At 38.1% G+C, this 25,891-nt stretch carries 22 protein-coding genes and 1 other RNA gene; 1 reads left to right on the top strand and 22 read right to left on the bottom strand.

Translation table 11 applies throughout. The annotated features are described in order from the left end of the window. Positions 1 to 110: 110 nt before the first annotated feature. Positions 111 to 1,739: an MFS transporter gene (locus tag ABD917_RS05025; RefSeq protein ID WP_345119007.1), complete on the top strand. Its 1,629-nt coding sequence runs from the start codon at positions 111 to 113 to the stop codon at positions 1,737 to 1,739. A gap of 465 nt (positions 1,740 to 2,204) precedes the next feature. Here ABD917_RS05025 and truB read toward each other — a convergent pair whose 3' ends face one another. The 22 genes from truB to ABD917_RS04915 all read right to left on the bottom strand — a co-directional run bounded on the left by truB (position 2,205) and on the right by ABD917_RS04915 (position 25,454). Continuing rightward, positions 2,205 to 3,164, bottom strand: a complete 960-nt coding sequence (gene truB / locus ABD917_RS05020) for a tRNA pseudouridine(55) synthase TruB (RefSeq protein ID WP_345119006.1) — start codon at positions 3,162 to 3,164, stop codon at positions 2,205 to 2,207. Positions 3,165 to 3,168: 4 nt separating this feature from the next. Then, positions 3,169 to 3,576 (bottom strand): 30S ribosome-binding factor RbfA, encoded by a 408-nt coding sequence (gene rbfA / locus ABD917_RS05015; protein WP_345119005.1) that lies wholly within the window; start codon positions 3,574 to 3,576, stop codon positions 3,169 to 3,171. Positions 3,577 to 3,705: 129 nt separating this feature from the next. Beyond that, positions 3,706 to 6,228 (bottom strand): translation initiation factor IF-2, encoded by a 2,523-nt coding sequence (gene infB / locus ABD917_RS05010; RefSeq protein WP_345119004.1) that lies wholly within the window; start codon positions 6,226 to 6,228, stop codon positions 3,706 to 3,708. Further along, the gene (locus ABD917_RS05005) at positions 6,225 to 6,860 is read right to left on the bottom strand and encodes an RNA-binding protein (RefSeq protein WP_345119003.1); all 636 of its coding nucleotides are present in this window, start codon (positions 6,858 to 6,860) and stop codon (positions 6,225 to 6,227) included. Before ABD917_RS05005 ends, infB begins: the two co-directional genes overlap by 4 nt. 19 nt (positions 6,861 to 6,879) lie before the next feature. Continuing rightward, the gene (gene nusA, locus ABD917_RS05000) at positions 6,880 to 8,493 is read right to left on the bottom strand and encodes a transcription termination factor NusA (protein WP_345119002.1); all 1,614 of its coding nucleotides are present in this window, start codon (positions 8,491 to 8,493) and stop codon (positions 6,880 to 6,882) included. Between the two features lie 47 nt (positions 8,494 to 8,540). Then, positions 8,541 to 9,164: a ribosome maturation factor RimP gene (rimP, locus tag ABD917_RS04995; protein WP_345119001.1), complete on the bottom strand. Its 624-nt coding sequence runs from the start codon at positions 9,162 to 9,164 to the stop codon at positions 8,541 to 8,543. A gap of 152 nt (positions 9,165 to 9,316) precedes the next feature. Continuing rightward, on the bottom strand, positions 9,317 to 10,018 hold the full coding sequence (locus ABD917_RS04990; RefSeq protein ID WP_345119000.1) for a tRNA (guanine(46)-N(7))-methyltransferase TrmB: 702 nt from the start codon (positions 10,016 to 10,018) through the stop codon (positions 9,317 to 9,319). Beyond that, positions 10,015 to 11,283 carry a methionine adenosyltransferase gene (metK, locus tag ABD917_RS04985; RefSeq protein ID WP_345118999.1) on the bottom strand — a complete coding sequence of 423 codons (1,269 nt, stop codon included), beginning with the start codon at positions 11,281 to 11,283 and terminating at the stop codon, positions 10,015 to 10,017. Before metK ends, ABD917_RS04990 begins: the two co-directional genes overlap by 4 nt. A 130-nt stretch (positions 11,284 to 11,413) precedes the next feature. After that, on the bottom strand, positions 11,414 to 11,827 hold the full coding sequence (locus ABD917_RS04980; RefSeq protein WP_345118998.1) for a helix-turn-helix domain-containing protein: 414 nt from the start codon (positions 11,825 to 11,827) through the stop codon (positions 11,414 to 11,416). A gap of 147 nt (positions 11,828 to 11,974) precedes the next feature. Continuing rightward, a complete protein-coding gene (gene lnt / locus ABD917_RS04975; RefSeq protein ID WP_345118997.1) occupies positions 11,975 to 13,609 on the bottom strand; it encodes an apolipoprotein N-acyltransferase in 1,635 nt (544 codons plus the stop codon). After that, positions 13,572 to 14,591, bottom strand: a complete 1,020-nt coding sequence (locus tag ABD917_RS04970; RefSeq protein WP_345118996.1) for a hemolysin family protein — start codon at positions 14,589 to 14,591, stop codon at positions 13,572 to 13,574. Before ABD917_RS04970 ends, lnt begins: the two co-directional genes overlap by 38 nt. Positions 14,592 to 14,691: 100 nt before the next feature. Further along, positions 14,692 to 15,168, bottom strand: a complete 477-nt coding sequence (gene ybeY, locus ABD917_RS04965; protein WP_345118995.1) for an rRNA maturation RNase YbeY — start codon at positions 15,166 to 15,168, stop codon at positions 14,692 to 14,694. 18 nt (positions 15,169 to 15,186) lie between these two features. Next, complete coding sequence (locus ABD917_RS04960; RefSeq protein ID WP_345118994.1) at positions 15,187 to 16,290, bottom strand: PhoH family protein; 1,104 nt, start codon at positions 16,288 to 16,290, stop codon at positions 15,187 to 15,189. Positions 16,291 to 16,452: 162 nt separating this feature from the next. Next, entirely contained in the window at positions 16,453 to 17,829 is a 1,377-nt protein-coding gene (miaB, locus tag ABD917_RS04955) for a tRNA (N6-isopentenyl adenosine(37)-C2)-methylthiotransferase MiaB (protein WP_345118993.1), read from the bottom strand. Between the two features lie 31 nt (positions 17,830 to 17,860). Beyond that, on the bottom strand, positions 17,861 to 18,352 hold the full coding sequence (gene rimI / locus ABD917_RS04950) for a ribosomal protein S18-alanine N-acetyltransferase (RefSeq protein WP_345118992.1): 492 nt from the start codon (positions 18,350 to 18,352) through the stop codon (positions 17,861 to 17,863). Then, positions 18,352 to 19,038 (bottom strand): tRNA (adenosine(37)-N6)-threonylcarbamoyltransferase complex dimerization subunit type 1 TsaB, encoded by a 687-nt coding sequence (gene tsaB, locus ABD917_RS04945; RefSeq protein WP_345118991.1) that lies wholly within the window; start codon positions 19,036 to 19,038, stop codon positions 18,352 to 18,354. Before tsaB ends, rimI begins: the two co-directional genes overlap by 1 nt. 530 nt (positions 19,039 to 19,568) lie before the next feature. Beyond that, positions 19,569 to 20,597, bottom strand: a complete 1,029-nt coding sequence (locus tag ABD917_RS04940) for a YeiH family protein (RefSeq protein ID WP_345118990.1) — start codon at positions 20,595 to 20,597, stop codon at positions 19,569 to 19,571. Positions 20,598 to 20,663: 66 nt separating this feature from the next. Then, entirely contained in the window at positions 20,664 to 21,269 is a 606-nt protein-coding gene (gene recR / locus ABD917_RS04935; protein WP_345118989.1) for a recombination mediator RecR, read from the bottom strand. Between the two features lie 36 nt (positions 21,270 to 21,305). Continuing rightward, positions 21,306 to 21,629 carry a YbaB/EbfC family nucleoid-associated protein gene (locus tag ABD917_RS04930; RefSeq protein ID WP_345118988.1) on the bottom strand — a complete coding sequence of 108 codons (324 nt, stop codon included), beginning with the start codon at positions 21,627 to 21,629 and terminating at the stop codon, positions 21,306 to 21,308. 14 nt (positions 21,630 to 21,643) lie between these two features. Further along, positions 21,644 to 23,584: a DNA polymerase III subunit gamma/tau gene (locus ABD917_RS04925; RefSeq protein WP_345119068.1), complete on the bottom strand. Its 1,941-nt coding sequence runs from the start codon at positions 23,582 to 23,584 to the stop codon at positions 21,644 to 21,646. Between the two features lie 232 nt (positions 23,585 to 23,816). Further along, positions 23,817 to 23,914: signal recognition particle sRNA small type (gene ffs / locus ABD917_RS04920), an RNA gene on the bottom strand. 1,129 nt (positions 23,915 to 25,043) lie between these two features. Next, positions 25,044 to 25,454 carry a hypothetical protein gene (locus ABD917_RS04915; protein WP_345118987.1) on the bottom strand — a complete coding sequence of 137 codons (411 nt, stop codon included), beginning with the start codon at positions 25,452 to 25,454 and terminating at the stop codon, positions 25,044 to 25,046. Positions 25,455 to 25,891 lie beyond the last annotated feature (437 nt).

Genomic DNA, 25,891 nt, shown 5'->3' with positions numbered 1-25,891 from the left:
TTGTATGAGAAGTTTTTAAAGAATTATGCATCCTTTTGATACAAAGATGACTGCTTTACAGAGTGTATGTATGATAACAAAAGCGATAAATACCGACTTGGAGGCAAAAGATGCAGAGCGTTTCAACATTCAAACTTTTTCGTAATTCGGTATTTCGAAATTTATGGTTGTCCACGCTCATTTCTAATTTAGGGGGGCTTATACAGGCTGTAGGAGCAGGGTGGTTAATGGCGTTGATTAGTTCTTCGCATTCCATGGTTGGGCTTGTTCAAAGTGCTACAACATTACCACTTGTGATGTTTTCGCTGATGGCAGGGGCATTAGCTGATAATTTTAATCGTCGTCAAATTATGCTGTATGCGCAAATTATGATGATGGTTGTATCAATGAGTTTGGCTATTTTAACTTATATGGGCTTTCTAACACCTTCACTTTTATTATGTTTCACGTTCTTGATTGGCTGTGGAACAGCCTTTTATAATCCTTCTTGGCAGGCGACAATAGGAGATATCGTGAGCAGGGAAAATATTCCTGCTGCTGTGAGTTTGAACAGTGTTGGCTTTAATTTGATGCGTAGTGTAGGTCCTGCTATTGGTGGTGCAATTATTGCAATGTTAGGGGCCGCCGCCGCTTTTTTGTTCAACGTGATAAGTTACATTCCTTTAATTGGTGCTTTGTTTTTCTGGAAACCAAACTATAAAAACAATGTCTTACCACGGGAAAGATTTTTAGGCGCTGTCTCAGATGGTTTACGTTATGTTGCGATGTCACCTAATCTTCTCAGTATTATGGTCAGGGCTTTCCTTTTTGGTATTGGGGCGATCTCGATTTTGGCACTTTTGCCAATTGTTGTGCATAAAATTCTTGGAGGAAGCGCACTTCTTTATGGTACATTACTTGGTTGTTTTGGTTTGGGAGCCATGACAGCAGGTATTATTAATTCATCTGTGCGAAATTATTTTCGTTTAGAGACAATTATTGCAAGTGCATTTATGGGTTTTGCCTTTTCTTGCTTCGTTTTAGCAATAAGTCGTTCATTGATTATAAGCCATATTGCCTTATTTCCTGCTGGTTTATCTTGGGTTTTGGCATTATCGCTGTTTAATACATCGGTACAGCTTTCTACACCACGCTGGGTTGTTGCACGTGCTTTAGCACTTTATCAAACGTCTTCCTATGGAGGGATGGCTGTTGGAAGTGCAATTTGGGGGGCTTTGGCTGATGGTTATTCCCCAACAATTGCTTTGAGTATTTGTTCTCTCTTCTTGGTTTGTGGAGCCCTTGCAGGAGTAAAGTTTAGAATTCAGGAAATTCCCCAGATAGATTTAGATCCACTTGATCATTTTAGAGAACCAGAGCTTTTACTTGACTTAAAAGCACAAAGTGGTCCAATCATGATAATGATTGATTATCAAATTCATGAAAATGATCTCGAAGAGTTTCTTCAAGTTATGACCCGTCGTCGCCATATTCGTTTACGTGATGGCGCTCGCCAATGGGTTCTCTTACGCGATCTTGAAAGACCTGAGTATTGGACAGAAGCATATCATATGCCAACATGGGTAGACTATTTACGCCATAATTATCGTCGCATAAAAGCAGATGCAGAGGTGAATAAACTTCTGCGTCATTTAAATCGTGCACCTAATGGTATAAGAGTCCATCGCATGATTGAACGACAAACAATACCACAAGCCAATGAAATGATTTTAAAGTCTTCTGCTGATCAATTACCTTGATGGTAAGAGAACAAAAACAATTTTTTGTAATCTATTCAATATGCGCAATACCATTTTATGAATAAGTGATGAGTATGAACAAAAAAGCAGCAATTTTAGAGGTTAAATGAACACTTTATACTGCTAGTCAGTTGAGAATAAATTTCTTCTAAACAAAGAATTAGAGGTCGTGAATAGTGCAATTTGTTTAAGCTAAAGCCTGTTTTTTATTCCATAAAAATCTCTTAACATAGGGAATATATACGCGTATATCCAAGAATAGTTGAAAGAGACAATTTACAACAACGAAGTTGGTTTTTTGTCTTTGTATCAGGCAAGTAAGGATGAGACTTTTGAACAGATCACAGATTTTAAGCATTAAATACAAACTATTGTAAAAGGCTGAGTATAAGACAATACAAGGAGCTATTTTCTTTTTATTTAGAAAAAATGTTTTTTCAAAATCTTATTGTGAAAAAGAATGAATTAAATTGTAAAAATTCGCTTTGGTTTGAAGAGAATTTTGTCAAGAATGCCTATAGCAAGAAGTTGCTCTTTGTAAAAAACACAAACCTCATCTTCATCAAGAGATGTATTGTGATTGTAGATAGGTACTGGGACCCCCCTCATAACTTGCCGTGCTTGGGTTTCATTAAGGGTGTAATGAGACAGACAATCCAGTGCAGAACCTGTTTCAATTAAAAGTGCATCCAGTATTGAAAAATCTCTTTTGCGAGGAGTATCATTTTCATCTGTTATGTTTTTATCGAGTCCTGCCGCTTTTAGCGTATCCCATGTGATAAGATCATTTTCACAAAAAGGTGCCACTGCGATACGTCTTAAATCAGCAATATGTCCATAACAACCAAGATCACGTCCCATATCGCGCGCTAAGGAACGTACATAGGTTCCTTTTCCGCAGGTTACTTCAAAGATAGAACGCTCGTTGGTAGGAGTCTCTATTAATTTAAAAGTTTCTATTTCGACTTGGCGTGGTGGAATTTCCACAGTCTCACCGTCACGGGCTAGATCATAGGCACGATTACCAGAAATTTTAATTGCCGAAAATTGTGGAGGTGTTTGCAAAATGACACCTGTATATTGAGGGAGAAGGGCACGTATTTCTTCTTGTGTTGGACGTTTGAGAGATGTTTTTGTAATTTCACCCTCTAGATCATCTGTTGATCTCTCTTCCCCCCAAGCAATTTGAAAACGGTAAGTTTTTGTACCTTGCATCACGTAGGGAACGGTTTTAGTTGCTTCACCCAACGCAATTGGCAAGAGACCAGAAGCAAGAGGATCAAGTGTACCCGCATGTCCTGCTTTTTGCGCATGAAAGAATGATTTTATTTGTGAGACAGCTTCTGTTGATCTCATTCCTTTTGGTTTATCAAATATAAACCAGCCAGAAATGGAACGACCTTTTTTTTTACGTTGCCGCACCATATTTTTAATCCTCAACTTCATCATTATGGTGGAGATCACGCGCTACCTCAGGGGAGCGAAGAAGAGCATCAATTTTTGAAAAATTATCAAAACTACTATCAAGCCGAAAACGTAGTTCAGGCATATATTTCATCTGCCGCAATACATGACTAATTTCTCTACGGATAAAACGGCTATGTGTATTGAGAATATCAACGACATCAATATGCGTTGCGTTTTTAAGAGTGCTAAGAGGAGAAATAAAGCAGGTAGCAATTTTTAAATCTGCCGACATGCGTACTTCAGAGACAGAAATTACCATATTTTTGAGAAGATCCTCAAGTAAAATGCCACGCTGCAGTATATGCGCTACTGCGTGGCGCACTTGTTCACCTACTCTAAGTTGCCGTTGTGATGGCCCTGCATGTTTCATTAAAGTTTGATCCTTATCACAACACCTCTTTTTTTGATTATCTTAAAAAAATTAAGAAAGGATAGAGGTGCTATACAAAAAACCAATAGTTTTTCTCATTTCAAGATAAAGAAAAGTCATTGGGTTATTTTATAATGTACGATTAATATGTTCAATGCGGAAGGTTTCAATACTGTCTCCTGCACGTATATCTTCATAGTTTTCGAATGCTATCCCACATTCTTGGCCACTTTGTACTTCATTGACTTCATCTTTGAAACGTTTGAGTGTTTTAAGCTTTCCTTCATGAATGACAATATTATCGCGGATAAGCCGCACACCAGCACCTCGTTCTATTTTACCTTCTGTGACACGACAACCTGCAACTTTTCCGATTTTTGTAATGTTAAAGACTTCTAAAATTTCGGCGTTACCAAGGAAAGTTTCACGCTGTTCTGGTGAAAGCAATCCTGACATGGCAGCTTTTATATCATCAACAAGATCATAGATGATATTATAATAGCGAATTTCAATTCCTTGTGTTTTTGCACAATCACGTGCTTGTTTATTGGCGCGAACATTAAAGCCAATTACAGCGGAATGAGAAGCTTCAGCAAGAGAAATATCACTTTCAGTAATACCCCCAGCACCAGAATGTACAATGCGTGCTCGCACTTCTTCATTTCCTAATTTTTCCAATGCTGAAGCAATTGCTTCAATTGATCCTTGTACGTCTCCTTTAATAATCAGAGGAAACTCTTTAATACCAGTGGTTTGTAATTTTGTCATCATCTGTTCAAGAGAACCACGAGAACCGGTTTGTCTAGCAACAGCTTTATCACGCGCTAATCGCTGACGGTATTCAGCAATTTCACGTGCTTTTGCTTCATGACTGACAACCGCAAAACGATCACCAGCTTGCGGTGTTCCTTGCATACCTAAAATTTCAATGGGTGTAGAAGGAACGGCTTCTTTGACATGACGACCATGGTCGTCAATCAAAGCGCGTACACGCCCCCATTCATTGCCAGCAACAATAATATCAGAAGGGTGCAATGTGCCTTTCTGAACAAGAACTGTAGCAACAGATCCACGTCCCCGATCCAGTTTTGCTTCAATGACAACGCCTTCTGCGGTTCGTTGGGGATCTGCTTTTAGATCAAGAATCTCTGCTTGCAGAAGAATAGCCTCAAGAAGTTTATCAAGATTCTGTCCAGTTTTAGCAGACACCTCGACTTCCAAAGTCTCTCCGCCCATAGTTTCAACAAATACTTCATGTTGTAAAAGTTCTGTACGCACTTTTTGAGCATTAGCAGCGGGTTTATCAATTTTATTGATAGCAACAATAATGGGTACACCAGCAGCTTTGGCATGATTAATTGATTCAATTGTTTGCGGCATGACGCTGTCATCAGCCGCGACAACCAGAACGGCAATATCAGTAACACGCGCACCACGCGCACGCATGGCTGTAAAGGCAGCATGTCCAGGCGTATCAATGAAAGTGATTTTTTGACCATTTTGTTCCACTTGATAAGCACCAATATGCTGTGTAATGCCGCCTGCTTCGCCAGAAACAACATTCGCTTTTCGAATAGCATCAAGTAGAGAAGTTTTTCCATGGTCGACATGGCCCATAATTGTCACAACTGGAGGACGAGGACGCATTTTCTGAGGATTATCAGCGATATTAAAGATGCCTTCTTCCACGTCAGATTCTAAAACACGTTTAACAGTATGACCAAATTCAACAGCGATGAGTTCAGCAACATCAGCATCAATAATATCGCCGGGTTTCATCATTTGTCCCTGTTTCATCAGAAATTTAATAACATCAACGGAGCGTTCAGCCATACGTTGTGCAAGTTCTTGAATTGTAATGGTTTCAGGAAGCACAACTTCGCGGGAAATTTTTTCTCTTGGTTCTTGGTTTTGTGCACGTTTAAATTTCTCTTGTCGGCGGCGCATTGCAGCCATCGAGCGTCCACGTGCATTACCTTCTTCGTCCAAAGCACTATTAAGGGTTAGTTTTCCACGGCGTCGCTCATCAGCACCTTTTACCACTTTTGGTGCACGTACTTCTGATTTAGCAAGGTTAGCACGTCGGCTATGTCGATCATCTTCTTTATTGTCATCGGCTTTACGTTTTTCAATGACAGTTGTATTTTTAGGTGTGATAGGAATATCTATCGGTTCTATGGGAGCGTGAACAGGATTAAGAGCGGGCGTTTGTACCGGTGGACTTTCTTCTTCTTGATGTATTTCTGTTTCTTGAATTGATTGCTGCAAACTTTCTTCACTCTCTCTTGCACGTTTTGCTTCTTCTTCAGCTCGTTCACGCGCTATTTTTTCTTGGATATGTGCTTCTTCTAACGCACGAAGTCTCGCTTCCATTTCAGCGGATGAGAGATTGCTTTTAGCGACTGGTTTACTAGGCTTCTCTTCTTCAAATCGTGGTTTAGAACGTTGAGAAGCCACATGTGGTTTTGTAATAGGCTGTTGTACTTCAGCTTTTTCATCAGGTCGCATAATTTTGCGCCGTTTGGTTTCAACAACTACAGCTTTTGTGCGACCATGGCTAAAATTTTGTTTAACCGTACTTGTTTCTAGGACTGACCGCTTTAAGGTTAGTGTCTTTTTGCCTGTTATTTTGTCGTTGTTATTTTCACTCATTGTACTTCCTTCACGGCTTGAGCCGTTATTTCACCAGGCTTGCTGTGTTTTTCATCACGATAGGCGAGTAATTTATGTATTGTTTTAAGAAATCCTTCAGCAGCTTTAGTGTCTAATAAGGCTGCATGCATGACAGGATTAGCACCAAAAGCTACGCGCATTTCATCACTTGTAAATAAAGATATGGTTTTGATATTTTGATTTGTTTGTTGTTGTATTGTATGGATAGCTTGCGCAATTTTCCGTTTTCCATCTTCTGTTGTTTCTTTAGCATGAAGTACGAGAATAACTTGACCAGAGCGGATAGCGGCATCAACTTTTGTTGCTCCCATAACAACAGCACCTGCTTTCCGTGCCAGAGAAAGGTTTGCAAGAGCAGATTTTAGCAAAAGTGTATCAACAATATGCGCAAGATTTGGTACTACTTCAACATCTCTTTTAAAACTCTTATGAAAAGCTTTTTTCTTGATTGCGGCTTCAATGGTAGAATGACGAGCAAAAATCCAAACCCCCCGTCCTGGCAAATGCGCTTTAAGATCGGGGACAATTTGGTTATTGGGACCAACAACAAAACGGATCAGCGTTTTTGCTGAAGCATTCTTTCTGGTCACAATGCAGGTTCGTTCATTCATTTAAAGTTTATCCACGCTCTCAATTGTCTGTTTTTTCATCTTTCACAGAATTTTCACTTTCTACAGGAGCTTCTTTAACAAGATCTGCTTCATTTATCCAGCCTGCTTTCACGCGTGCTGACAAAACCATAGCTTCTGCATCAGCACGTGTAATATCAAATGGGGTCAGGATACCAGAAAAATTTTGTGTCTGTCCTTCTTTACGTTCTCTCCAACCAGCCAAATCATCGACTGCGTAGCCAGCAAAGTCTTCTATTGTTTTTACACCGTCTTCGCCAACAGCAACCAACATAGCACTTGTTATTCCAGGCAGTTTTAGCAATTCGTCAGAAACACCAAGTTCTTTACGCTTTTCATCAAGCTCTTTTTCTTTATTTTCAATATATTCGCGTGCACGACTTTGGATTTCGGCTGCAGTTTCACGATCAAAACCATCAATGGAAGCGATTTCTTCGAGATCAATATAGGCGATTTCCTCAATAGAAGAAAAACCTTCTGATGCCATAACCTGTCCGATCATTTCGTCAACATCCAAGGATTCCATAAACAGTTTACTGCGTTCGGTAAATTCTTTTTGGCGATTTTCAGATTCTTCTTTTTCCGTTAAAATATCAATATTCCACCCCGTTAATTGTGAAGCAAGACGAACATTTTGTCCTCGCCGTCCAATCGCAAGGCTAAGTTGGTCATCAGGCACAATGACTTCAATACGTTCGGCATCTTCATCAAGCACAACTTTGGAAACTTCAGCAGGTTGTAGTGCATTAACGATAAACGTTGCCGCATCAGGAGACCAAGGAATGATGTCAATTTTTTCGCCTTGTAATTCTGCAACCACAGCCTGTACGCGGCTTCCTCGCATTCCCACACACGCTCCAACAGGATCGATGGAACCATCACGTGAGACAACAGCAATTTTAGCACGTGAACCAGGATCACGGGCAACGGATTTAATTTCGATAATACCATCATAGATTTCTGGTACTTCCATAGTAAAAAGTTTTACCATAAATTGAGGATGTGTGCGTGAAAGAAAAATTTGTGGACCGCGTGTTTCACGGTGCACATCATTGACAAAGGCACGAATACGATCCCCATAACGGAAAGATTCACGTGGAATTAACTCATCACGACGCACGATAGCTTCGCCACGCCCTAGATCAACGATAACATTGCCATATTCCACACGTTTTACTGTACCAGAAATAATCTCACCAATTTTATTTTTAAATTCTTCATATTGTTGGTCACGCTCTGCATCGCGTACTTTTTGCACAATAACCTGTTTAGCAGATTGCGCGGCGATACGACCAAAATCCATAGGAGGTAAAAGATCGGCAAAAAAATCACCAATTTTTGCATCCGTTTGACGTTTAAGTGCATCAGACAAAGTGATTTCACTTGTGTAATCTTCAACGACATCAACAATTTTTAGCAGGCGTTGTAATTTAATTTCACCTGTTTTGGAATTGATTTCAGCACGGATATTGGTTTCTTGACCATAACGAGAACGTGCCGCTTTCTGAATAGCATCAGCCATCGCAGAAATGACAATTTCACGGTCAATTGATTTTTCACGTGCAACAGCATCTGCAATTTGCAGAATTTCAAGCCTGTTAGCGCTTGTAGCCATCAATTTTCTCCTTCTTTGTGCCACACGATAGGCATTTCCCAGTGATATTAACTTTTGTAATTTGATGTCTGTTTTGAGATAGAATTATCTTCGGAAATAAATTGTTGATTTAAATCTTTATTTTTTTTCAATGCGTCGCGAATAAGTTCATCAGTAAGCACCAGATGTGCATTTATAATATCACAAAAGGCAATAGAGATATACATGGCTTCTCCATAAGCGACTTTATCGGTGTTTAAAGTAAATCCATCTTGTGTAATATTTGTCAGTGTTCCACGAAATTTTCGGCGTCCATCAATTGTTCTTTTAGTTTCAATTTTTGCAATATGTCCTTGCCAATGCAAAAAGTCAGATTTTCTTACCAGTGGACGGTCAATTCCAGGAGATGAAATTTCTAAATGATATTTGCGCTCAATAATATTTTGCACATCAAGAAAGGGTGAAACAGTTCGGCTAACAGTTTCACAATCTTCTACGGTCATAGAGCCATCAGCGCGTTCTACCATAATTTGAAGTGTTAAGCCATTTAAACCAAGAAGCTTTACGCGAACCAGACGATAACCTAAGGGCTTAAGTAATGGTATGATAAGAGCCCCAACGCGTGCTTCAACACCATCTTCTTCAAACAGACGTGGTTCGTCAAGGCCGCTTATTTTTTCAGTTTCGTTCATAGATTTTACCCAAGTCATTTTTCTTAGGCTTTATGACATTAAAAAAGAGCGGGTCCAACGGCCCACTCCTCATCACAAGACCAAGAATTTTCTTATTGATACTCTTAAATTCAAAATTTTTCAAGTTGTTTATAAGAAAAGCATTTGACCATTTATTTTTTGACAAAGGTAAGATAAGTGGGTATCCGTCCTTCACGCAGAGCTTTAGCTTCATAGCGGGTACTTATCCAGAGCGGATAAGGGGTTTTCCAATCTTGAGGTTTTTCTGCTTCCCACTCAAAGTGATGATGTTGTGCACAATGATAAAGGGTCCAGTTTACATAACTGTCTATATCGCTGGCAAAGCGGAATTTTTTTCCTACTTTAAGAACGCGAGCAAAACGATTAAGATTTTTTATGTTGATAAAACGTCGTTTCCAATGTTTCTTTTTAGGCCATGGATCAGGATAGAAGAGGTCTATTCCATCAAGTGATGCATCTGGAAGCCAATCAAGGAGGCGTGTGGCATCATCGTCATAGAGGCGAAGTTGACTTTGATGCTGTTTATGCTGTTCAAGAGACAGCAATATCTTTGCCATGCCATTGACAAAGGGTTCGATACCAATAAAACCAGTTTGTGGAAAATGTTCCATTTCATGAAGCAAATGTTCACCTCCACCAAAACCGATTTCAAGTCGAACTTCTTTTACTTTATTGGCAAATAGAGATGTTAAATCTAAAGGTGGGAGGGTATTTAAATCAATATGAAGAGTTGGGAGAAGCATTTCGATACGCGTAAGCTGGCTATTTCGTAGCCGTTTTCCTTGTCGGCGACCAAAAAAAGCTTCACGCGCATGTGTATTATGATCAATCATGGTATTTTAATCATCGTTTGAAGTGTTTTAATCAAGTCAGTTTTTTCCCATGAAAATGAACCATCATCTTTTGGTGTGCGTCCAAAATGACCATAAGCAGCTGTTTTTGTATAAATAGGTTTATTGAGGTCAAGATGTTTTCGAATGCCTGTTGGTGAAAGATCCATTATTTTGCGAATGGTTGCTTCAAGAATTTTTTCATCGACTTTTCCTGTTCCATGAAGATTAAGATAAATGGATAGGGGTTGTGCAATGCCAATCGCATAGGATAGTTGAATGGTGCATCGTTCTGCTAAATTGGCCGCAACAATATTTTTAGCGAGATAACGTGCGGCATAAGCAGCAGAACGATCAACTTTTGTTGTATCTTTTCCTGAGAAAGCACCTCCACCATGGGGGGCGGCTCCCCCATAAGTATCAACAATAATTTTGCGCCCAGTCAGTCCAGTATCACTTTGAGGACCTCCAATAACAAATTTTCCTGTTGGATTAATATACCAACTGCATTGGTCTGAAATGGGAATATCTTGTAAAGCCTGACGAATATAAGGCTCAACTACTGTACGAATCTTATCCGAATCCCAACTCTCATCTAAATGTTGTGTTGAAAGAACGATGGACGTTACTTCTATTGGTTTTCCATTCTTATAGCGTATTGTTATTTGACTTTTAGCATCTGGTCCTAATTTTCCAGTCTCTCCTTCTCCTTTATGGCGGGCTGCAGCAAGAAGTTTGAGAATTTTATGCGCATAATAAATGGGAGCTGGCATGAAATCTGGTGTTTCACGGCAAGCATATCCGAACATGATACCTTGATCACCTGCTCCTTCTTCACCATTGCGATCCGTAGCATTATCAACTCCACGTGCAATATCCGTTGATTGGGGACGTAAAAGAACATCAATTTTAACAGTCTTCCAATGAAAACCTACTTGTTCATAACCAATCGCACGAATGGCACGACGTGCTGTTGCACGAAAACGTGTGGGATCAATGAGAGAACAGCCATTTTCATCGTAGATTAATTCTTTATTTTTGTCTCTTTTTAAGAGAGTATGAGGTACACGTACCTCACCAGCGATAACGACACGATTTACACTTACGAGTGTTTCACAAGCTACCCGCACGAGCCAAGGATCTGTACCAGTTTTTTGCGCTTCTTTATAGACCATATCAACGATTTCATCAGAAATACGGTCGCAAATCTTATCAGGATGTCCTTCCGATACCGACTCACTCGTAAAAAGATAATCTTGATGCGGCATAGGAACTCCTTCAAAAAAGAAAACCAACAGTTTATGAAATTGTCTATTAAAATCGCCCTTATTTGCCAATCCCATGGCAAATCGTCAATGCTCAATTTATAAGCTGGAGAGAAAAAACGTAATCTTTATTTTATAGCTTGTTTGTCATATCTTCTTCAGACAGTGCTTTTGCTAAGTCAATAATTTTTCGACGCACCTTCGCATCGGATATATTCGTAAAAGCACGCATCAGTTGGATTCCCTCATTACTAGAGCAAAAATCCATAAAATCGTTATCGCTTTCAGCAAAGCCTTCCACATTTTGCGTATTAATGCCTTTATCAAAAAAATAGGAAACAGGAACATCCATAATTTCTGCAATTGCTTGAAGGCGACTTGCGCCAATACGGTTTGTACCTTTTTCATATTTTTGTATTTGCTGGAAAGTAACCCCCAATTTCTCACCTAGTTTTTCTTGAGTAAGTCCTAAAATATTACGACGTAAACGAATGCGGGTTCCAACATAGATATCTATAGGGTCGGGCTTTTTTTTAGTCTCGGTCATAATGCAACTCTTTATTTCCAGCACTTTACTTCTAAATCAACATCAGCTTTCTATGAAGTTGATTTATCATATAATTAAAATAATATGTAATATTTTTTCCCAACATTACCGGTACACATAATGTAATACCGAAGATGGGCACTTGAATCATTTAAGGTGTCTTGTAGAACCAAAACCGATACGACACAATAGCATAAGAACAAATAAGATAAAAGTAGAGAATATTCTATATTCATTGCTTGCTATAGGAGTAATAGATGATGGAATTGGTGAATCAATAATGCCAACAGCATTCTGCTGGAGAGCTACAACGATTCGTCCATAAGAATCAATAACAGCTGATATTCCATTATTGGCGGCGCGTATGAGAGGGATTCCAAGTTCAATGGCACGAAGCTGTGCTTGTTGAAGATGTTGATAAGGACCAGGCGTTACACCAAACCACGCATCATTTGTAACATTAATGATTGCTTGAGGAGAGGAGCCTTTAAAAGTCATTTCATGAGGAAATATGACTTCATAACAAATTAGTGGAAGATAAGAAAAACCGTTTGGCATCGTGATAATTTCACGCGCACTTGCGGCACTATATCCACCAATATTATCAGCAAGGATATGCAATCCAAGTTTTTTCAATAAATTCTGATAGGGGAGGTATTCACCAAAAGGAACTAGATGCAGTTTATCGGAAGTATTTAAAACATTCCCTTTATTATTAATAACGGCAATTGTATTAAAGTATTGCATTGGCGCATTAAGGGAAACATTACTAGCTCGTATTGCACCAATAATAGCCCACTGTTTAGGTTTTAGCAGAGAAGCAATACGCATTGTGGTCGTAGAATTATCATAGAGGAGATAAGGGACAGATGCTTCAGGCCATACAATAAAGTCAGGTTCTCGATTGTGACCAGATGTTGGTGCTGCACTCAAACGCATATGGGCTGCAAATATAGCTTCTCGTGTTGTATTATTCAGTTTTATATCTTGTTGGATAGAAGGTTGAACAATACGCACCCAATAACCACTTTTTTGATCATCTGCTATATTGGGTATGGTATGGAGTCGATAAAACCCAAAACCACTGTGGACCAGTATAAGTGATAAACAAAGAGAAAGTGCGGCTTTCTTTTTTTCATCTGTTAATAGAACAGTTGGTAAGCTGTAAACTAAGACGGCAAGAATATTCATACCGTAAAGCCCAACGATAGCATCGGATTGCATGAACATTGTGGTTGGCATAGCTGTATAGCCAAGGGCATTCCAAGGAAAGCCTGTAAATAAAAATGCGCGTAACCATTCTGCTAATCCTAGCGCGAAGGCCAGAACAAAGAAGCGTGCTATTCCTTTTGTCCATAATAAACCGACAATGAATCCTGCAAAAAACCAGTAAAGAGAAAGGTAGAGAGGAGGACCCAAAATAGCAAAAGGTACTGCCCAACCAAAAGCAACTGGATCTGTGAATAAAGCATTGCACAACCACCAAAGGCTACAAATAAAATAACTAAAGCCAAAGACTCCACAGCTGAGAGCGTAGGTGAGAAAACGTTTTTTATTGTTTTGGATAGCACGTATGGAATCAAGTAAAATAATAAAGGTGGGGAAAGTTAAAAAGCACAGAGGCGTCAAATAAAAGGGTGGAAGTGCAAAAGAAGTAAAGGCACCACAGAGGAATACCCACATTTGCCGTTTCCAGCCGGTAACAGAAAACAAGAAAAGTGTGAAATTGTTTAAAAACGTTTGGTTATTCTTTAGGGATGACATTGTTTTTAAAATTCTCATTTTCTGGAGTACGAAAAATGCGCAATCGCTTAATCCTGCGTTTATCAGCTTCTAAAATATGAAATCGATAACCAGGTACGGCTTCAATAACCTCACCTTTGGCAGGAATACGATCAAGGATAGAAACGATCAAACCACCAATAGTATCAACGTCATCACCATATTCCCCTACAATAAAATCGGGTCCAAGAGCTTTTTCAACATCCTCTAGCTCTGTCCTTGCATCAACAAGCCATTTATTATTGTGTTCGCGTACGATAGCATTGTCGACATTATCATGTTCATCTTCGATATCACCAACGACTAATTCGACAATATCCTCCATTGAAACAAGACCGTCTGTACCTCCATATTCATCGATAACCAAGGCCATCTGTGTTCGTGTGGTTTGCATACGTGTTAATAATTTGCTTGCTAGCATAGAACTAGGAACAAAGAGAACGGTTCGAATTAAATCCAATTCACCGATGGGGGTGTGTAAATAGCTATGATTTAATTGTAGCACATTGGATTTCTGCTCAGTTTGGATTGAGTTGATAATGAAGCGAGTTATATAATTAAGGATATCGCGAATATGGATCATGCCTCGCGGATCATCTAAAGTTTCAGCATAGACAGGTATGCGAGAATGACCAATTTTTGCAAAACATTTGAGAGCTTCCTCAAGTGGAGTGGTTATTTCCAATGCTTTGATTTCGGAACGTGGAATCATGACATCATCAACACGTGCTTCACGCAAACGTAAGATATTGTGCAGCATAGTACGTTCTTCAGGTGAGAAGAGGGCTGTATCTTTTTCATTATCGGTTGTCAGTGCAACGGTAAGATCATCGCGCAGTGAGGTAGAATTACGTCCACGTAAAAACGAAAATAAATGATTTAACAGGGAGTATTTTTCCGTATGATTCGTCTGTTGAGAGGAATGTTCTTCAATAACAGAAGATGTTTGACGGTTATTTGGTACATTTATTTTGTTTGCCATGATTTTGAAATCTTCAAACTTTCTTTATTATAATAGAGGCATAAGAAACTTTAAATTGTATGATGATGATATGAATTTAAGAAGTTAATTTTTATCATTTTTAAAACAATTCAATATAGGGATCTTTTATGGAAAGCTTTTGAAGAATTTCTCTTTCAAGTTTTTCCATGTGGTGAGCTTCATCATCTGTTTCATGATTATAGCCAAGGAGGTGAAGAACACCATGAACAATCATATGCGTCAAATGGTCGTGAAACAATTTTCCCTCTCTCTTCGCTTCTAGGAGAACAGTTTCTCGTGCAATAATAATATCACCGAGCATAAGTCCTGGGATCTGTCCAATTCTAATTGGAAAAGCAGGAAAGGACAAGACATTGGTAGGTTTGTTTTTACCACGCCATTTTGCATTGATCTGTGCCATATGTTTGTCATCCGTAAAAAGCATGCTAACTTCGCTTACAATATTTTCTAATGACAGATGATGCATTGTCGTTATTAATGTTTTTTCAGTGATGTTATAAAGTATCTGCTCATCATCCCACCCAGAGCTCTCAACAGTTATATCGATAGTAATCATGATAAATTAAACTCACTTTTAAAAGGAAGAGCTTGAGGATGACATTTTTTCAATTTGTACAGCAGAATCTTTATCATAAGCACGGACGATAGCGGCAACAAGGGGATGGCGTACAACATCTTTTTCATCAAACCGAATAATGGCAATATTTTCTACTTTTGAAAGAATACGTATTGCTTCGTTTAAACCTGATTTTTGTCCACGAGGTAAATCAATTTGGCTGACATCACCAGTGATAATCATACGTGTTCCTTCCCCAAGACGGGTGAGGAACATTTTCATTTGCATAGGTGTGGTATTTTGTGCCTCATCAAGAATAACAGCTGCATGAGCAAGTGTTCGCCCACGCATGAAAGCAAGAGGAGCAATTTCTATGACACCGGAAGCTAAAATGCGCTCTACTTTTTCAACGGGAATCATATCATAAAGGGCATCATAAAGTGGACGTAAATATGGATCAACTTTCTCTTTCAGATCACCAGGCAAAAAGCCAAGATGCTCTCCAGCTTCAACGGCAGGACGTGAGAGGATAATACGTTCAATAATACCACGCTCTAGAAGCATTGCAGCATGTGCAACAGCAAGATATGTTTTGCCTGTTCCAGCAGGTCCTATACCAAAAACAAGTTCATTATGTTCCATTGCGCGTATATAAGCGTCTTGTGTAGGGGTCCTAGCATGGATTATTTTTTTATGGGTACTAAGTCGTGCGGGGCTATATTTTCCCCCCTGTTGGATTGTGATGGGGGCTTCTTGCTGTTCTTGTAGCAAATTTGCCATGGCAATTGCTCCTTCAGTATCTGATAAAGTGAGCTCTTGATGTGTTTTAGCGCGTTCATAAAGCTGCTGTAATACGTATTGTGCCTGTTTTATAGCAGCAATATTTCCATGGATAAAAACTTCATTACCGCGTGGATGAATGCTAAGGCCAAGTTTTTTTTCAATATGAGCAAGATTTTCGTCGAGTTTACCAAAAACCGTTTTCGCATATTTATTGTTTTCAAAAATGAGAACAACATGATGAGCATCTGGTATGGTTGCTTTTCCTAAGATAGGCGTATTTTCAGAGTAAGCATTTATTTTTTCTTTAACGCGCTTTATTTTTTCGGTTGAAGCTTTCAACCTATTCTCCCATATTTACACAAGTGCTGCATATTTTTTGCAGTAAACTTTATAGAAAACAATACATTTTTCATAAAATGCATGCTTTAAATGTAATCATTTTCTGCAAAAATAAAAGAGCTTTTTAAAATCTCTGTTGTGCACAAGGCATGAAAGACGTATCTATAGATTTGCCATTTCACCGACAAAACTGTTTGAACTTGCGTTTTTAATATGAATTTCTACTACCGATCCTGTAGAAGCGTCTGTATCTACGACAACGGGTAAAAGCCAAGGTGAACGACCTACCATTTGTCCAGCGTGACGCCCAGCCTTTTCGATAAGAACATCGGTTGTTTGACCAATTTTAGAACGCAAGAATGCATCTTGTTGTTCAAGGAGCAGAACTTGTAAGTGCTGGAGTCTCGCATCTTTTACAATTTCATCAACATGATTTTTCATTGTTGCACCAGCCGTTCCAGGGCGGGGCGAGTATTTAAAAGAATAGGCAGAACTGTATTGGACTTGTTTAACAAGTTTAATAGTTTCTTCAAAATCTTCGTCTGTTTCTCCTGGAAATCCTACAATAAAATCACCTGAAAAAGCAATATCGGGTCGTGCGGTACGGATTTTTTCGATAAGCTGAAGATAATCAATACTTTTATGTTGGCGGTTCATTGCTTTTAAGATGCGATCCGAACCTGATTGGACAGGCAGATGGAGGTAAGGCATCAATATGTCAAGATCTCTATGTGCGGCAATAAGACTATCGTCCATATCTCGTGGATGGCTGGTTGTATAACGTAGACGCTTTAAACCATCCAATTTGGCAAGATGATAGAGAAGATCGCCAAGACGCCAAGTTTTACCATCCACACTTTGTCCATGCCAACCATTTACATTTTGTCCAAGCAGCGTAATTTCCTTGACTCCTGCTTCAATAAGTTGGCGTGCTTCTTCGGTAATTTGTTCGACAGGTCGCGATATTTCCGCACCCCGCGTGTAAGGAACGACACAAAAAGTGCAAAATTTATCGCATCCTTCTTGCACTGTTAAAAATGCGCTAACGCCCCGTTTTCTAACAGCACGTTTATTATGAGGGGGTAAGTGAGAAAATTTATCTTCAACAGCATAGTCTGTTTCAATAATTTTTTTCCCCTGTTTTGCTTTTTCTAATAAATCTGGTAAGCGGTGATACATTTGTGGGCCAATAACAAGATCCACAGTTGGAGCACGGCGTAAGATTTCACTTCCCTCAGCTTGTGCAACACAACCAGTCACACCAACCATCAAAGGTTTATCAGGGGCTCGTTCTTGACGCATTATCCGCAAGCGACCAAGATCAGAATAAAGTTTTTCTGCTGCTTTTTCACGAATATGACAGGTATTAACAAGAATAAGATCAGCGTCAGTTGGTGTTTGTGTTGTAACATAACCTTGCGCACTGAGACTATCAGTCATTCGCTGGCTATCATAAACATTCATTTGGCACCCATAGGTTTTGATAAAAACCTTTTTTGGGGGAACAGAAGGTGTATTTTTAGGATCTACTTTATTCATAGTGCATGTCTAAATGTTTTTGACATAAATCTCAATCTGTTTGCTGAAAAGTTTTTTGCATAACGATTGCATTTCCTGAACTATTTTTTGTTTGGTAGTAGGCAGGACGTTTAGAAATTTGTTTAAATTGGAAGCGGTGATAAAGTTTCAAAGCAGAAAGATTTATTTCTTCTACTTCGAGGAATAATTTTATAGCACGCTCATTGTGGAGATGGCGAAGTGTACTATCAATAAGAAAGGTACCAATTCCTTTTCGACGAAAGTGAGGGTGAACAGCAATTGTGATAATTTCTGCTTCATCAAGAATAAGACGGCAAAGGCAAAAGCCTATAATTTGTTCAGGGTTTTCAATAAGAAAGGCTTTGTATCCAAAGATAGAACAATCTGTTAAGAAATCAGCAAAAGCGTGTTTCTCCCAAGCAGGAACAAAACAAGAGCGATGGATTTGATGAAGAGAAGCACTATCATCAACTTGTAGCGGAGCAATCTCAAAAAACTTTTTTTGCAATGAGAATTTAGACATTATTTTTTCCGCGGTAAAGCAAAACCCGTTTGTTGTTTTGCATCGGCATTACGTAAATAGAGTGGGCGGGGCGGATTTTGTGGTTGTTTGCTTGCAGCAAGATGGGCATAGTTTACAATGTCAGCTGCTTCACAGAAGCTTTGGTCTCGTATAATTTTGTTGTTTATTTTATTATCTATAATATAGCGTGCAATAATATTAGCTGCTGGACCGGTTAATTTTGTTTGTTGCGGTAAATCTACGATGATGTTTTCAACCGTTTTTAATCCTGGTTCTCCTAAAGGGGTGAGATCTTCATTGAAGTTTTGATAGTAGAACATGTCTCTTCCTGCTTCAATGACAACAGTGATTGCTGGTGCAGTATTTGTATTGTTTGTTGTTTGTGCCGCTAATGCCTCTAGAGCACTTACTCCAACAGCTGGTATTTCGAGTGCTAACGCCAAAGCGCGTGCTGTTGAAACACCTACACGCACACCAGTGAACGATCCAGGCCCAATATTGACAGCAATCCGATCAACTTGGTGAAGGGGCATATTAGCTTGTTTCATTACTTGTGCAATATGTCCAATAAGTTTTTCAGCATGTCCCTTGTGCATGCGCTCATTGATACGCGCAATAACAGATTTATGACGAACAAGTGCAACGGCACAATAAATGGAAGCAGTGTCTATAGCAAGAATAAGCATAAAAATACATTAGTTGAATAAGGTGATAAACAAAAGGTCCACCGAGCTTTTTAGTTTTTTTATTTTGTTCGTTTATTTTGCAATAATTTAGGAATATTGCGAGCACTAATAAACAACAAAGTCCTTTCTCTTTGACATGGATTTAATTGTCCTTCATACCTCTATTGCAACATAGTGAGAGTAAAAGCAATTTGAAAGGAGAAATTTTGAAGCCGCATTATATTTTTCCAATAAAAGCATATTTTGTAAGTCTTGTATAAAAACTTGCTTATAACGAGAGTAAATGGAATAAAAAACAATATTGTTCATTTATAAAGTCTATATTTTTATACAATTCTAGTTGCAAACAATGATGTGCTAAAAAGCAGTTTAATAGTTTTCTACGCATATCAAAAATGTATTTCATTTTTATCTAAAATGATAAGAGAATTTTTATTTGATTTGATAGAAGAACTGCTTCAATATTAGTAAGTCTGTATAATGATTGCATGCTGCGTTGAAAAAAGTCAAAATATTTAAGAATGCATATTTCAAAAGGTTAAATGGTTTAAATCGTTCAATTGTATCATGATAAGACTGCAAATTCCGAGGATCAGTATGGAGCAGGTTGAAGCCAAAATGACACGCCATCCTGCTTTTTTTAATGATCGGATATCAACGCCTAGACCTAAAGCTGCCATTGAAATGACAGTAAATAACTGAGCAATAAATCGGATGGGGATAAGGGTGCTTTCAGGAATAAGATTGCTGGAGCGGATCAACATCATGATAATAAAGCCAATGATAAACCATGGAATGAGGGTATGCCAGCGCAAACGGGTTTGTGCTGATCGATGGTAAATAATTGACAAGGCAAAAATAATAGGACCTAACATGAGAACCCGTACCAATTTAACAACTGTTGCAATTTGAACGCTTACAAAAGAAACAGATGCCGTTGCTGCTAAAACCTGTGGTACGGCATAAACCACCATGCCAGCAAGCACACCATATTGACTCAATGACAAATTGAGCAGTGGATGTAAAACAGGGAGAAGTAAAATAATAACAACCCCTAGAAGAGCGGTAAAAGCAATAGATGCTGCTACTTCTTCATGCTTTGCTTTAATGACAGGTGCAACGGCTACGATAGCAGAATTACCACAAATAGCGTTCCCACAAGCAACAAGCATTGCTAAATGCGAAGAAAGCCCAAAAATTCGACCTATAAAAAAACTCAGAAGGATAGTTATGAATATAACAAATACAATGCTAGCAAGCAGACTCCAACCGGCTGAAAAAACGGCATGTACGCTAATACTTGCTCCTAGAAGAACAATAGCAAATTCAAGCAGTGTTTTTGCACAAAAGATTATACCTTTTTGAAAATATGCTGGCAAAGTAAAACAACTACGGGTAATCGATCCTAAGAGAATTGCTAAAACAAGACTTTCAAGCCACGCTTCTGCGAAGAGCTGTTTTTCTACAACTTCTAGACCATACGCTAAGGCTGATATGAGTAAACACACCAAGATGCCGGGACCAAAGTCGTTTAAAAGTGAGAGATTTTTCTTTATCAATTTAATATTCCCCCCAAAAAAGAGCAATGATAACAAATAAAAGAGATAGCGGATAAGAAAAAACTTTTAAAGATTTGTTCTCGCTTGTAAAGCCGCAGCTAAAGTTCCATCATCAAGATAATCAAGTTCACCACCTACAGGTACTCCATGGGCAAGTTTAGTCACTTTAACTGAAAAGTTGGATAGCTGATCCGTGATGTAATGCGCCGTTGTTTGTCCCTCAACAGTAGCATTGACGGCCAGAATAATCTCCATAATTGGATTTTGTACAACGCGTTGTATTAAGGGAGTGATGTTAAGTTCGTCAGGACCTACTCCATCTAAAGGAGAGAGGTGCCCACCCAGTACATGATAACGTGCGGCGAGAGTTTTTGCACGTTCTAAAGCCCACAGATCAGCGATATCCTCAACAACAATAATTGTTGTATCATCGCGGCGTGGATCTGTACAAATCGAACAAGGATCAATTGTATCGACGTTTCCACAAACAGAACAAATGCAAACTTTATCCACAGTTGTTTGTATTGCTGCTCCTAACGGCTCCAGCAATGTTTCTTTTTTTTTGATAAGATGAAGTGCAGCACGACGAGCAGAACGTGGACCAAGACCTGGTAGCCGTGCCAAAAGCTGAATAAGACGCTCGATTTCAGGTCCTGCAATGTGTTTAGACATATTGTTATCCCATAGGATTACATAAAATTTGCTTCATTAAAATGGTAGCTTAAAACCTGATGGGAGAGGCATCCCTGCTGTTATGTGTCTGGTCCTTTCTTCTATAGCGATTTCAATTTTTGCTTTGGCTTCATTATAGGCCGCCATAATGAGATCTTCAAGGACTTCAACTTCCTCAGGTGTTAGTAGAGAAGGATCAATTTGAATCGCTGTTATAACATTGTGACCGTTTAAGGTGATACTGACAAGTCCACCTCCTGCAGTGCCAATTACTTGAAGTTTTGCCAGTTCTTCTCGCATTTTTTGCATTTTTTCTTGCATTTCTTTGGCTTGTTTCATTATGTTCATCATGTTACGCATAGGAGTGGGGATCCTTATTCATCGTTAGTTTCGCGGTCATTTTCAAAAGTATCAACATTTTTAAAGCTATTAGGTGGTAAATCAAGGTCATTTTCTTGTTTATGAAGGCGAATATCGACAATTTTTGCTTCTGGGAAATGGTTAAGTATTTTTGCAACATCAGGATCTGTTTCTGCATTGGAAAAAAGAGACTTTTGGATAGCGAGACTTTCCTCCTGTAAGGTAGGACCTCCCCCTTCATTGACAAAGGTTATAGTCCAGCGTTTTTCAGTCCATTGAAAAAGCATTTTTTCTATATCACCAGCAAGTGAATGTGGAGCATTTTCAGAAAGCCTCAAGGTAATATGCCTTGGTTTAAAAGAAACAGGATGCACAAATTCTTTAATAAGGAGTTTGAAAGGAATCTCATTATACTGTTCAGCTAATTTAACAATATCGTGCAAGGAATTGATAACAGTAGCTTGCGATTTGGTCATTTCTTCTGCACACCCCGTGGAGGGATGTGATAGATGTGTAATCTTTTCAGAAAGCGTAACAGATTTTGACGTTTCAAGAGTTTCTATTATTTCAGGATTATTTGTGCTTTCAAAAGTTTGAATTTCAACTGAATCTTTTTCTTGTAAGGAATGATTAAGTTTTTTTCCTACGGATGTTTTTAAATCAGACTGATTGGCAGGCATGTTTGAAATGCTTTGGGAAGAATCGGCATATACAGTTGTTACTTTTGTTGTATTCTTTACATTTGTAGATTCTTGATGAGAAGAATTTGGAATGATTGTGAGAGATGTCTTTTCTTGGTTAAGTTTTTTCAAGGCTTCGTCAAGAGTGGGCAAATCGGCAGTATGAGCAAGACGAATGAGTAACATTTCAGTAGCTTGAAGCGGACGCGCTGTCTGACTCACCTCTTGTAAGCCTTTGAGCAACATTTGCCAATTTCGCGATAGCACAGGAATAGAAAGTTTTTGTGAAAAATCTAAGCTTTTTAAGCGTTCCTCTTCGGTGAGTGAGAGGTCTTCAGCTATTTCTGGAGTGAAACGTAGACGTGTCACCAGATGATTGAAGTCAGCTAATTCTGTTAATATAGTAAGAGGATCAGCACCAGCCTCATATTGGCTACGTAATTCATGCAAGGCACTTACGACATTGCCCTTCATGATGAATTCAAAGAGATCAATAATACGTGCTTGATCTGCTAATCCCAGCATTGCACGTACTGCAATGGCACTAACATTCCCATTGCTATGAGCAATTGCTTGATCAAAAATGGACAGAGCATCACGTACAGAGCCTTCTGCAGCACGAGCAATCATAGAGAGCGCTTGATTTTCCACTTCTACATTTTCAAATTTTGCAATTTGGCGCAAATGTGCACTCAAAATTTTTGCTTCAACACGCCGTAAGTCAAAACGCTGACAACGTGAAAGAATGGTAATAGGAACTTTGCGAATTTCTGTCGTTGCAAAAATAAATTTTACATGTGCTGGTGGTTCTTCAAGTGTTTTCAAGAGACCATTAAAAGCCTGTGTCGAGAGCATATGCACTTCATCAATAATATATACTTTATAGCGAGCAGAAACAGGACGGTAACGTATTTGTTCAATAATTTCACGAATGTCATCAATACCCGTATGTGAAGCAGCATCCATTTCTATAACATCGATATGGCGTCCTTCAATGATTTGTGTGCAATGTTCACCAAGTGTATTTAATACGGTTGTTGGTTGGTCAATATCTTTTGTTTTGTAGTTAAGTGCACGTGCTAAAATACGTGCTGTGGTTGTTTTACCAACTCCACGAATTCCTGTTAGCATCCATGCTTGTGCAATGCGACCTGCTTCAAAGGCATTTGTGAGGGTACGCACCATAGCCTCTTGACCAATAAGGTCAGAAAAATTTTGAGGTCGATATTTGCGAGCAAGAACACGATAGGTTGTGTCTACCGGTATATTTTCCATCAACGATTCCAACTTTGAAGCTCTTTATGCGTATAGTTCGATAATACGAAGGAACAGGTTAACACCATAGTTTAATATAAAAGGATTTTTTCTCAATCAATTTATTTTTTGAAGGAATAGGACAATTTTCTTAAAGACAGCCTAAAATCCCCTATCTGCTCCATACATAACACAGCGTTGAAAATTGAAAATACTTCACTGAAAACAATAAGAACAAGATTTAGACAGTAACATAGGAGGCTGGTACAATGACCCGTACAAAGACTCGTTGGGGCTGCTTCTTTCCAGACCTGACCCAGTTGGCGAGCAGTTCGTCCATCACCAACCTCCCACGCTCATATTGTCGATTTAAAAGGAAAAATCAAGCTAAGAAACAAGAAATATACTACGAAAAACGAAGAATTTTTCCTTTGCACTTCATTTTTGCACTATGGATGATAAGCAGTTTAGGGATTCATCGGTTTCTATTGGGAGAGATTGTCCTATTTGATTTATTATGCACAAGATGGTTGTTTTGTTCTGTATTAAGGGGATTTCTATTGATTAAAATTTATTTAGGGAGAGGGGTGTTTACTTTTTTTGAATTTTTTCTTAAAGCAAGGAAGCTTAGACTTTTCGCAAGGGTTTCATAATCAAATTTTCTCATTCATTTTTATGAGATTTTTAAATGGTTTGTTCCAAGAAGATTTATGAGCATTGAAGCTATATCTGAATAAATACATGTTTAAAAAATCCTATGTTCAAGATTTTATTTTTACATCCCGTACCTTAAAAATTTTAATATAAATAGCAAATTATATCCTATAAAACTATTTATTATATCTTCTGAAGACATTATAAAAAATTGTAGAAACGGAAAGAAAAAGATTAAAGTATACAGATCATGTAATAAATTAAAATTGGGGGAAATATTATTTGTTTAAATCGTGCAGCGTAATCGGTATTACATCACTTTAAAGAATGATACAGTCTTTAGCACTGTAAGAGAATAAGTTAATTTTTTGCACTAAGTTTAAATGGATGTGAACAAAAATATGATACAATTGTAAGTTCCAGCATGCTTAGAAATCAAATAGATCTAAGTTTATCCTATGTTATTGCATTTCTTTAACTGTTAACAGAACATGTTTGCTATTTTTTGTGATCACATTTTGCAGGATGTGGCATATACGTATAAACTCAAAGTAATTTTTTGTTTATGTATATGGTTAGAAGTGGAGACTGTAACAATTTTTGAGATGAGTTCATTGCTATAATAGATACTATGTTTTTGTTAAAAATTACTCTGATAACAAGAATACAAAACAATTTATTAGCTAAAAAATTGTTCACTCATCAATTTTTTAAGTTTACCCCTCCAAAAATCGAGCATTGATAATTTACGACGCTCAATTTCTAAAAAAGGTTTACTTAAGTATTTTCAAAACGTACACAAGCTTAGATATTGTTGGAAATATTATTAATTGTAATCTCCTGTATCACAATCCATTCCAATAATTTTTCTCTTAGTAATATTTTTAAAAGTATAATGTCCTGATGAAGGAAAACTGATATCGAGGAATTTTACAGCTTTAAGCGTAAAGAGTTTATGTTCTTTATCATGTTTTATTTTCTTTTCATCATCTGCAACAATTTTTAGTTTTTTTAGGTCAGTAGGCGAAGAGTATGATAAATAAAAGGATGCTTTTTTAGGTTTAAATGCTTTGCAAGCATATTCAACACCTTGATGCATTGTCTTATCGGGCGCACCAATTGTAACACGTTCACTTGGCGCAAAGTTCCATTTTGTCTCACCAAATCCAGCAAATGCAACACTAGAGCATACGAGAATATTGGCAACGAACAGTCCTTGAGTGATAATTTTTTTCATTATTTTCCCCCTTTTATTCTAAAAGGAGTCTGATTATAAATGAGTTTCCACCAATATGAAAGATCAAACTTTACTATGAAAAACAGGGTTAAATTGCATTTTTTAGCTTTATAAAAATCATTTTGACATTTTTTGAATCCAAAACGATGAAAAGTGGTACTGTTTGATGTTTTCTAAAAAAATTGAATGATTGTGTAACCTTCTTTGTAAGATTTGATGCTTCTCCTTTTGAAATAAATTATTATAGAGGATAGCATATCTTTCTAAAGAGTTTTTTGTATGGCAGGAATAGGAGAGCTGAAGAGAAGCTTTTTACTTTGTGCTGATCTTTTTGACTGGTGCTGAATTTATGTTCTTAATCTATGTCATTCGTGAAAATATATTATCTAGAAAATTGGAAGTATTCCCTTAAGAAGTGTAAAGCTCACTTTTTTCAA

Source organism: Bartonella pachyuromydis (genome assembly GCF_039543065.1).
In the GTDB taxonomy this organism is placed as follows: Bacteria; Pseudomonadota; Alphaproteobacteria; order Rhizobiales; family Rhizobiaceae; genus Bartonella; species Bartonella pachyuromydis.
The sequence above is the reverse complement of the archived record's forward strand: the minus strand, read 5'-3'. Positions and strand labels throughout refer to the sequence as shown.

What these genes read in the sequence shown, in the direction of transcription:
- ABD917_RS05025 (WP_345119007.1), top strand. Translation starts at nt 111, where the DNA reads ATGCAGAGCGTTTCAACATTCAAACTTTTTCGTAATTCGGTATTTCGA.
- truB (WP_345119006.1), bottom strand. Translation starts at nt 3,164, where the DNA reads ATGGTGCGGCAACGTAAAAAAAAAGGTCGTTCCATTTCTGGCTGGTTT.
- rbfA (WP_345119005.1), bottom strand. Translation starts at nt 3,576, where the DNA reads ATGAAACATGCAGGGCCATCACAACGGCAACTTAGAGTAGGTGAACAA.
- infB (WP_345119004.1), bottom strand. Translation starts at nt 6,228, where the DNA reads ATGAGTGAAAATAACAACGACAAAATAACAGGCAAAAAGACACTAACC.
- ABD917_RS05005 (WP_345119003.1), bottom strand. Translation starts at nt 6,860, where the DNA reads ATGAATGAACGAACCTGCATTGTGACCAGAAAGAATGCTTCAGCAAAA.
- nusA (WP_345119002.1), bottom strand. Translation starts at nt 8,493, where the DNA reads ATGGCTACAAGCGCTAACAGGCTTGAAATTCTGCAAATTGCAGATGCT.
- rimP (WP_345119001.1), bottom strand. Translation starts at nt 9,164, where the DNA reads ATGAACGAAACTGAAAAAATAAGCGGCCTTGACGAACCACGTCTGTTT.
- ABD917_RS04990 (WP_345119000.1), bottom strand. Translation starts at nt 10,018, where the DNA reads ATGATTGATCATAATACACATGCGCGTGAAGCTTTTTTTGGTCGCCGA.
- metK (WP_345118999.1), bottom strand. Translation starts at nt 11,283, where the DNA reads ATGCCGCATCAAGATTATCTTTTTACGAGTGAGTCGGTATCGGAAGGA.
- ABD917_RS04980 (WP_345118998.1), bottom strand. Translation starts at nt 11,827, where the DNA reads ATGACCGAGACTAAAAAAAAGCCCGACCCTATAGATATCTATGTTGGA.
- lnt (WP_345118997.1), bottom strand. Translation starts at nt 13,609, where the DNA reads ATGAGAATTTTAAAAACAATGTCATCCCTAAAGAATAACCAAACGTTT.
- ABD917_RS04970 (WP_345118996.1), bottom strand. Translation starts at nt 14,591, where the DNA reads ATGGCAAACAAAATAAATGTACCAAATAACCGTCAAACATCTTCTGTT.
- ybeY (WP_345118995.1), bottom strand. Translation starts at nt 15,168, where the DNA reads ATGATTACTATCGATATAACTGTTGAGAGCTCTGGGTGGGATGATGAG.
- miaB (WP_345118993.1), bottom strand. Translation starts at nt 17,829, where the DNA reads ATGAATAAAGTAGATCCTAAAAATACACCTTCTGTTCCCCCAAAAAAG.
- rimI (WP_345118992.1), bottom strand. Translation starts at nt 18,352, where the DNA reads ATGTCTAAATTCTCATTGCAAAAAAAGTTTTTTGAGATTGCTCCGCTA.
- tsaB (WP_345118991.1), bottom strand. Translation starts at nt 19,038, where the DNA reads ATGCTTATTCTTGCTATAGACACTGCTTCCATTTATTGTGCCGTTGCA.
- recR (WP_345118989.1), bottom strand. Translation starts at nt 21,269, where the DNA reads ATGTCTAAACACATTGCAGGACCTGAAATCGAGCGTCTTATTCAGCTT.
- ABD917_RS04930 (WP_345118988.1), bottom strand. Translation starts at nt 21,629, where the DNA reads ATGCGTAACATGATGAACATAATGAAACAAGCCAAAGAAATGCAAGAA.
- ABD917_RS04925 (WP_345119068.1), bottom strand. Translation starts at nt 23,584, where the DNA reads ATGGAAAATATACCGGTAGACACAACCTATCGTGTTCTTGCTCGCAAA.
- ABD917_RS04915 (WP_345118987.1), bottom strand. Translation starts at nt 25,454, where the DNA reads ATGAAAAAAATTATCACTCAAGGACTGTTCGTTGCCAATATTCTCGTA.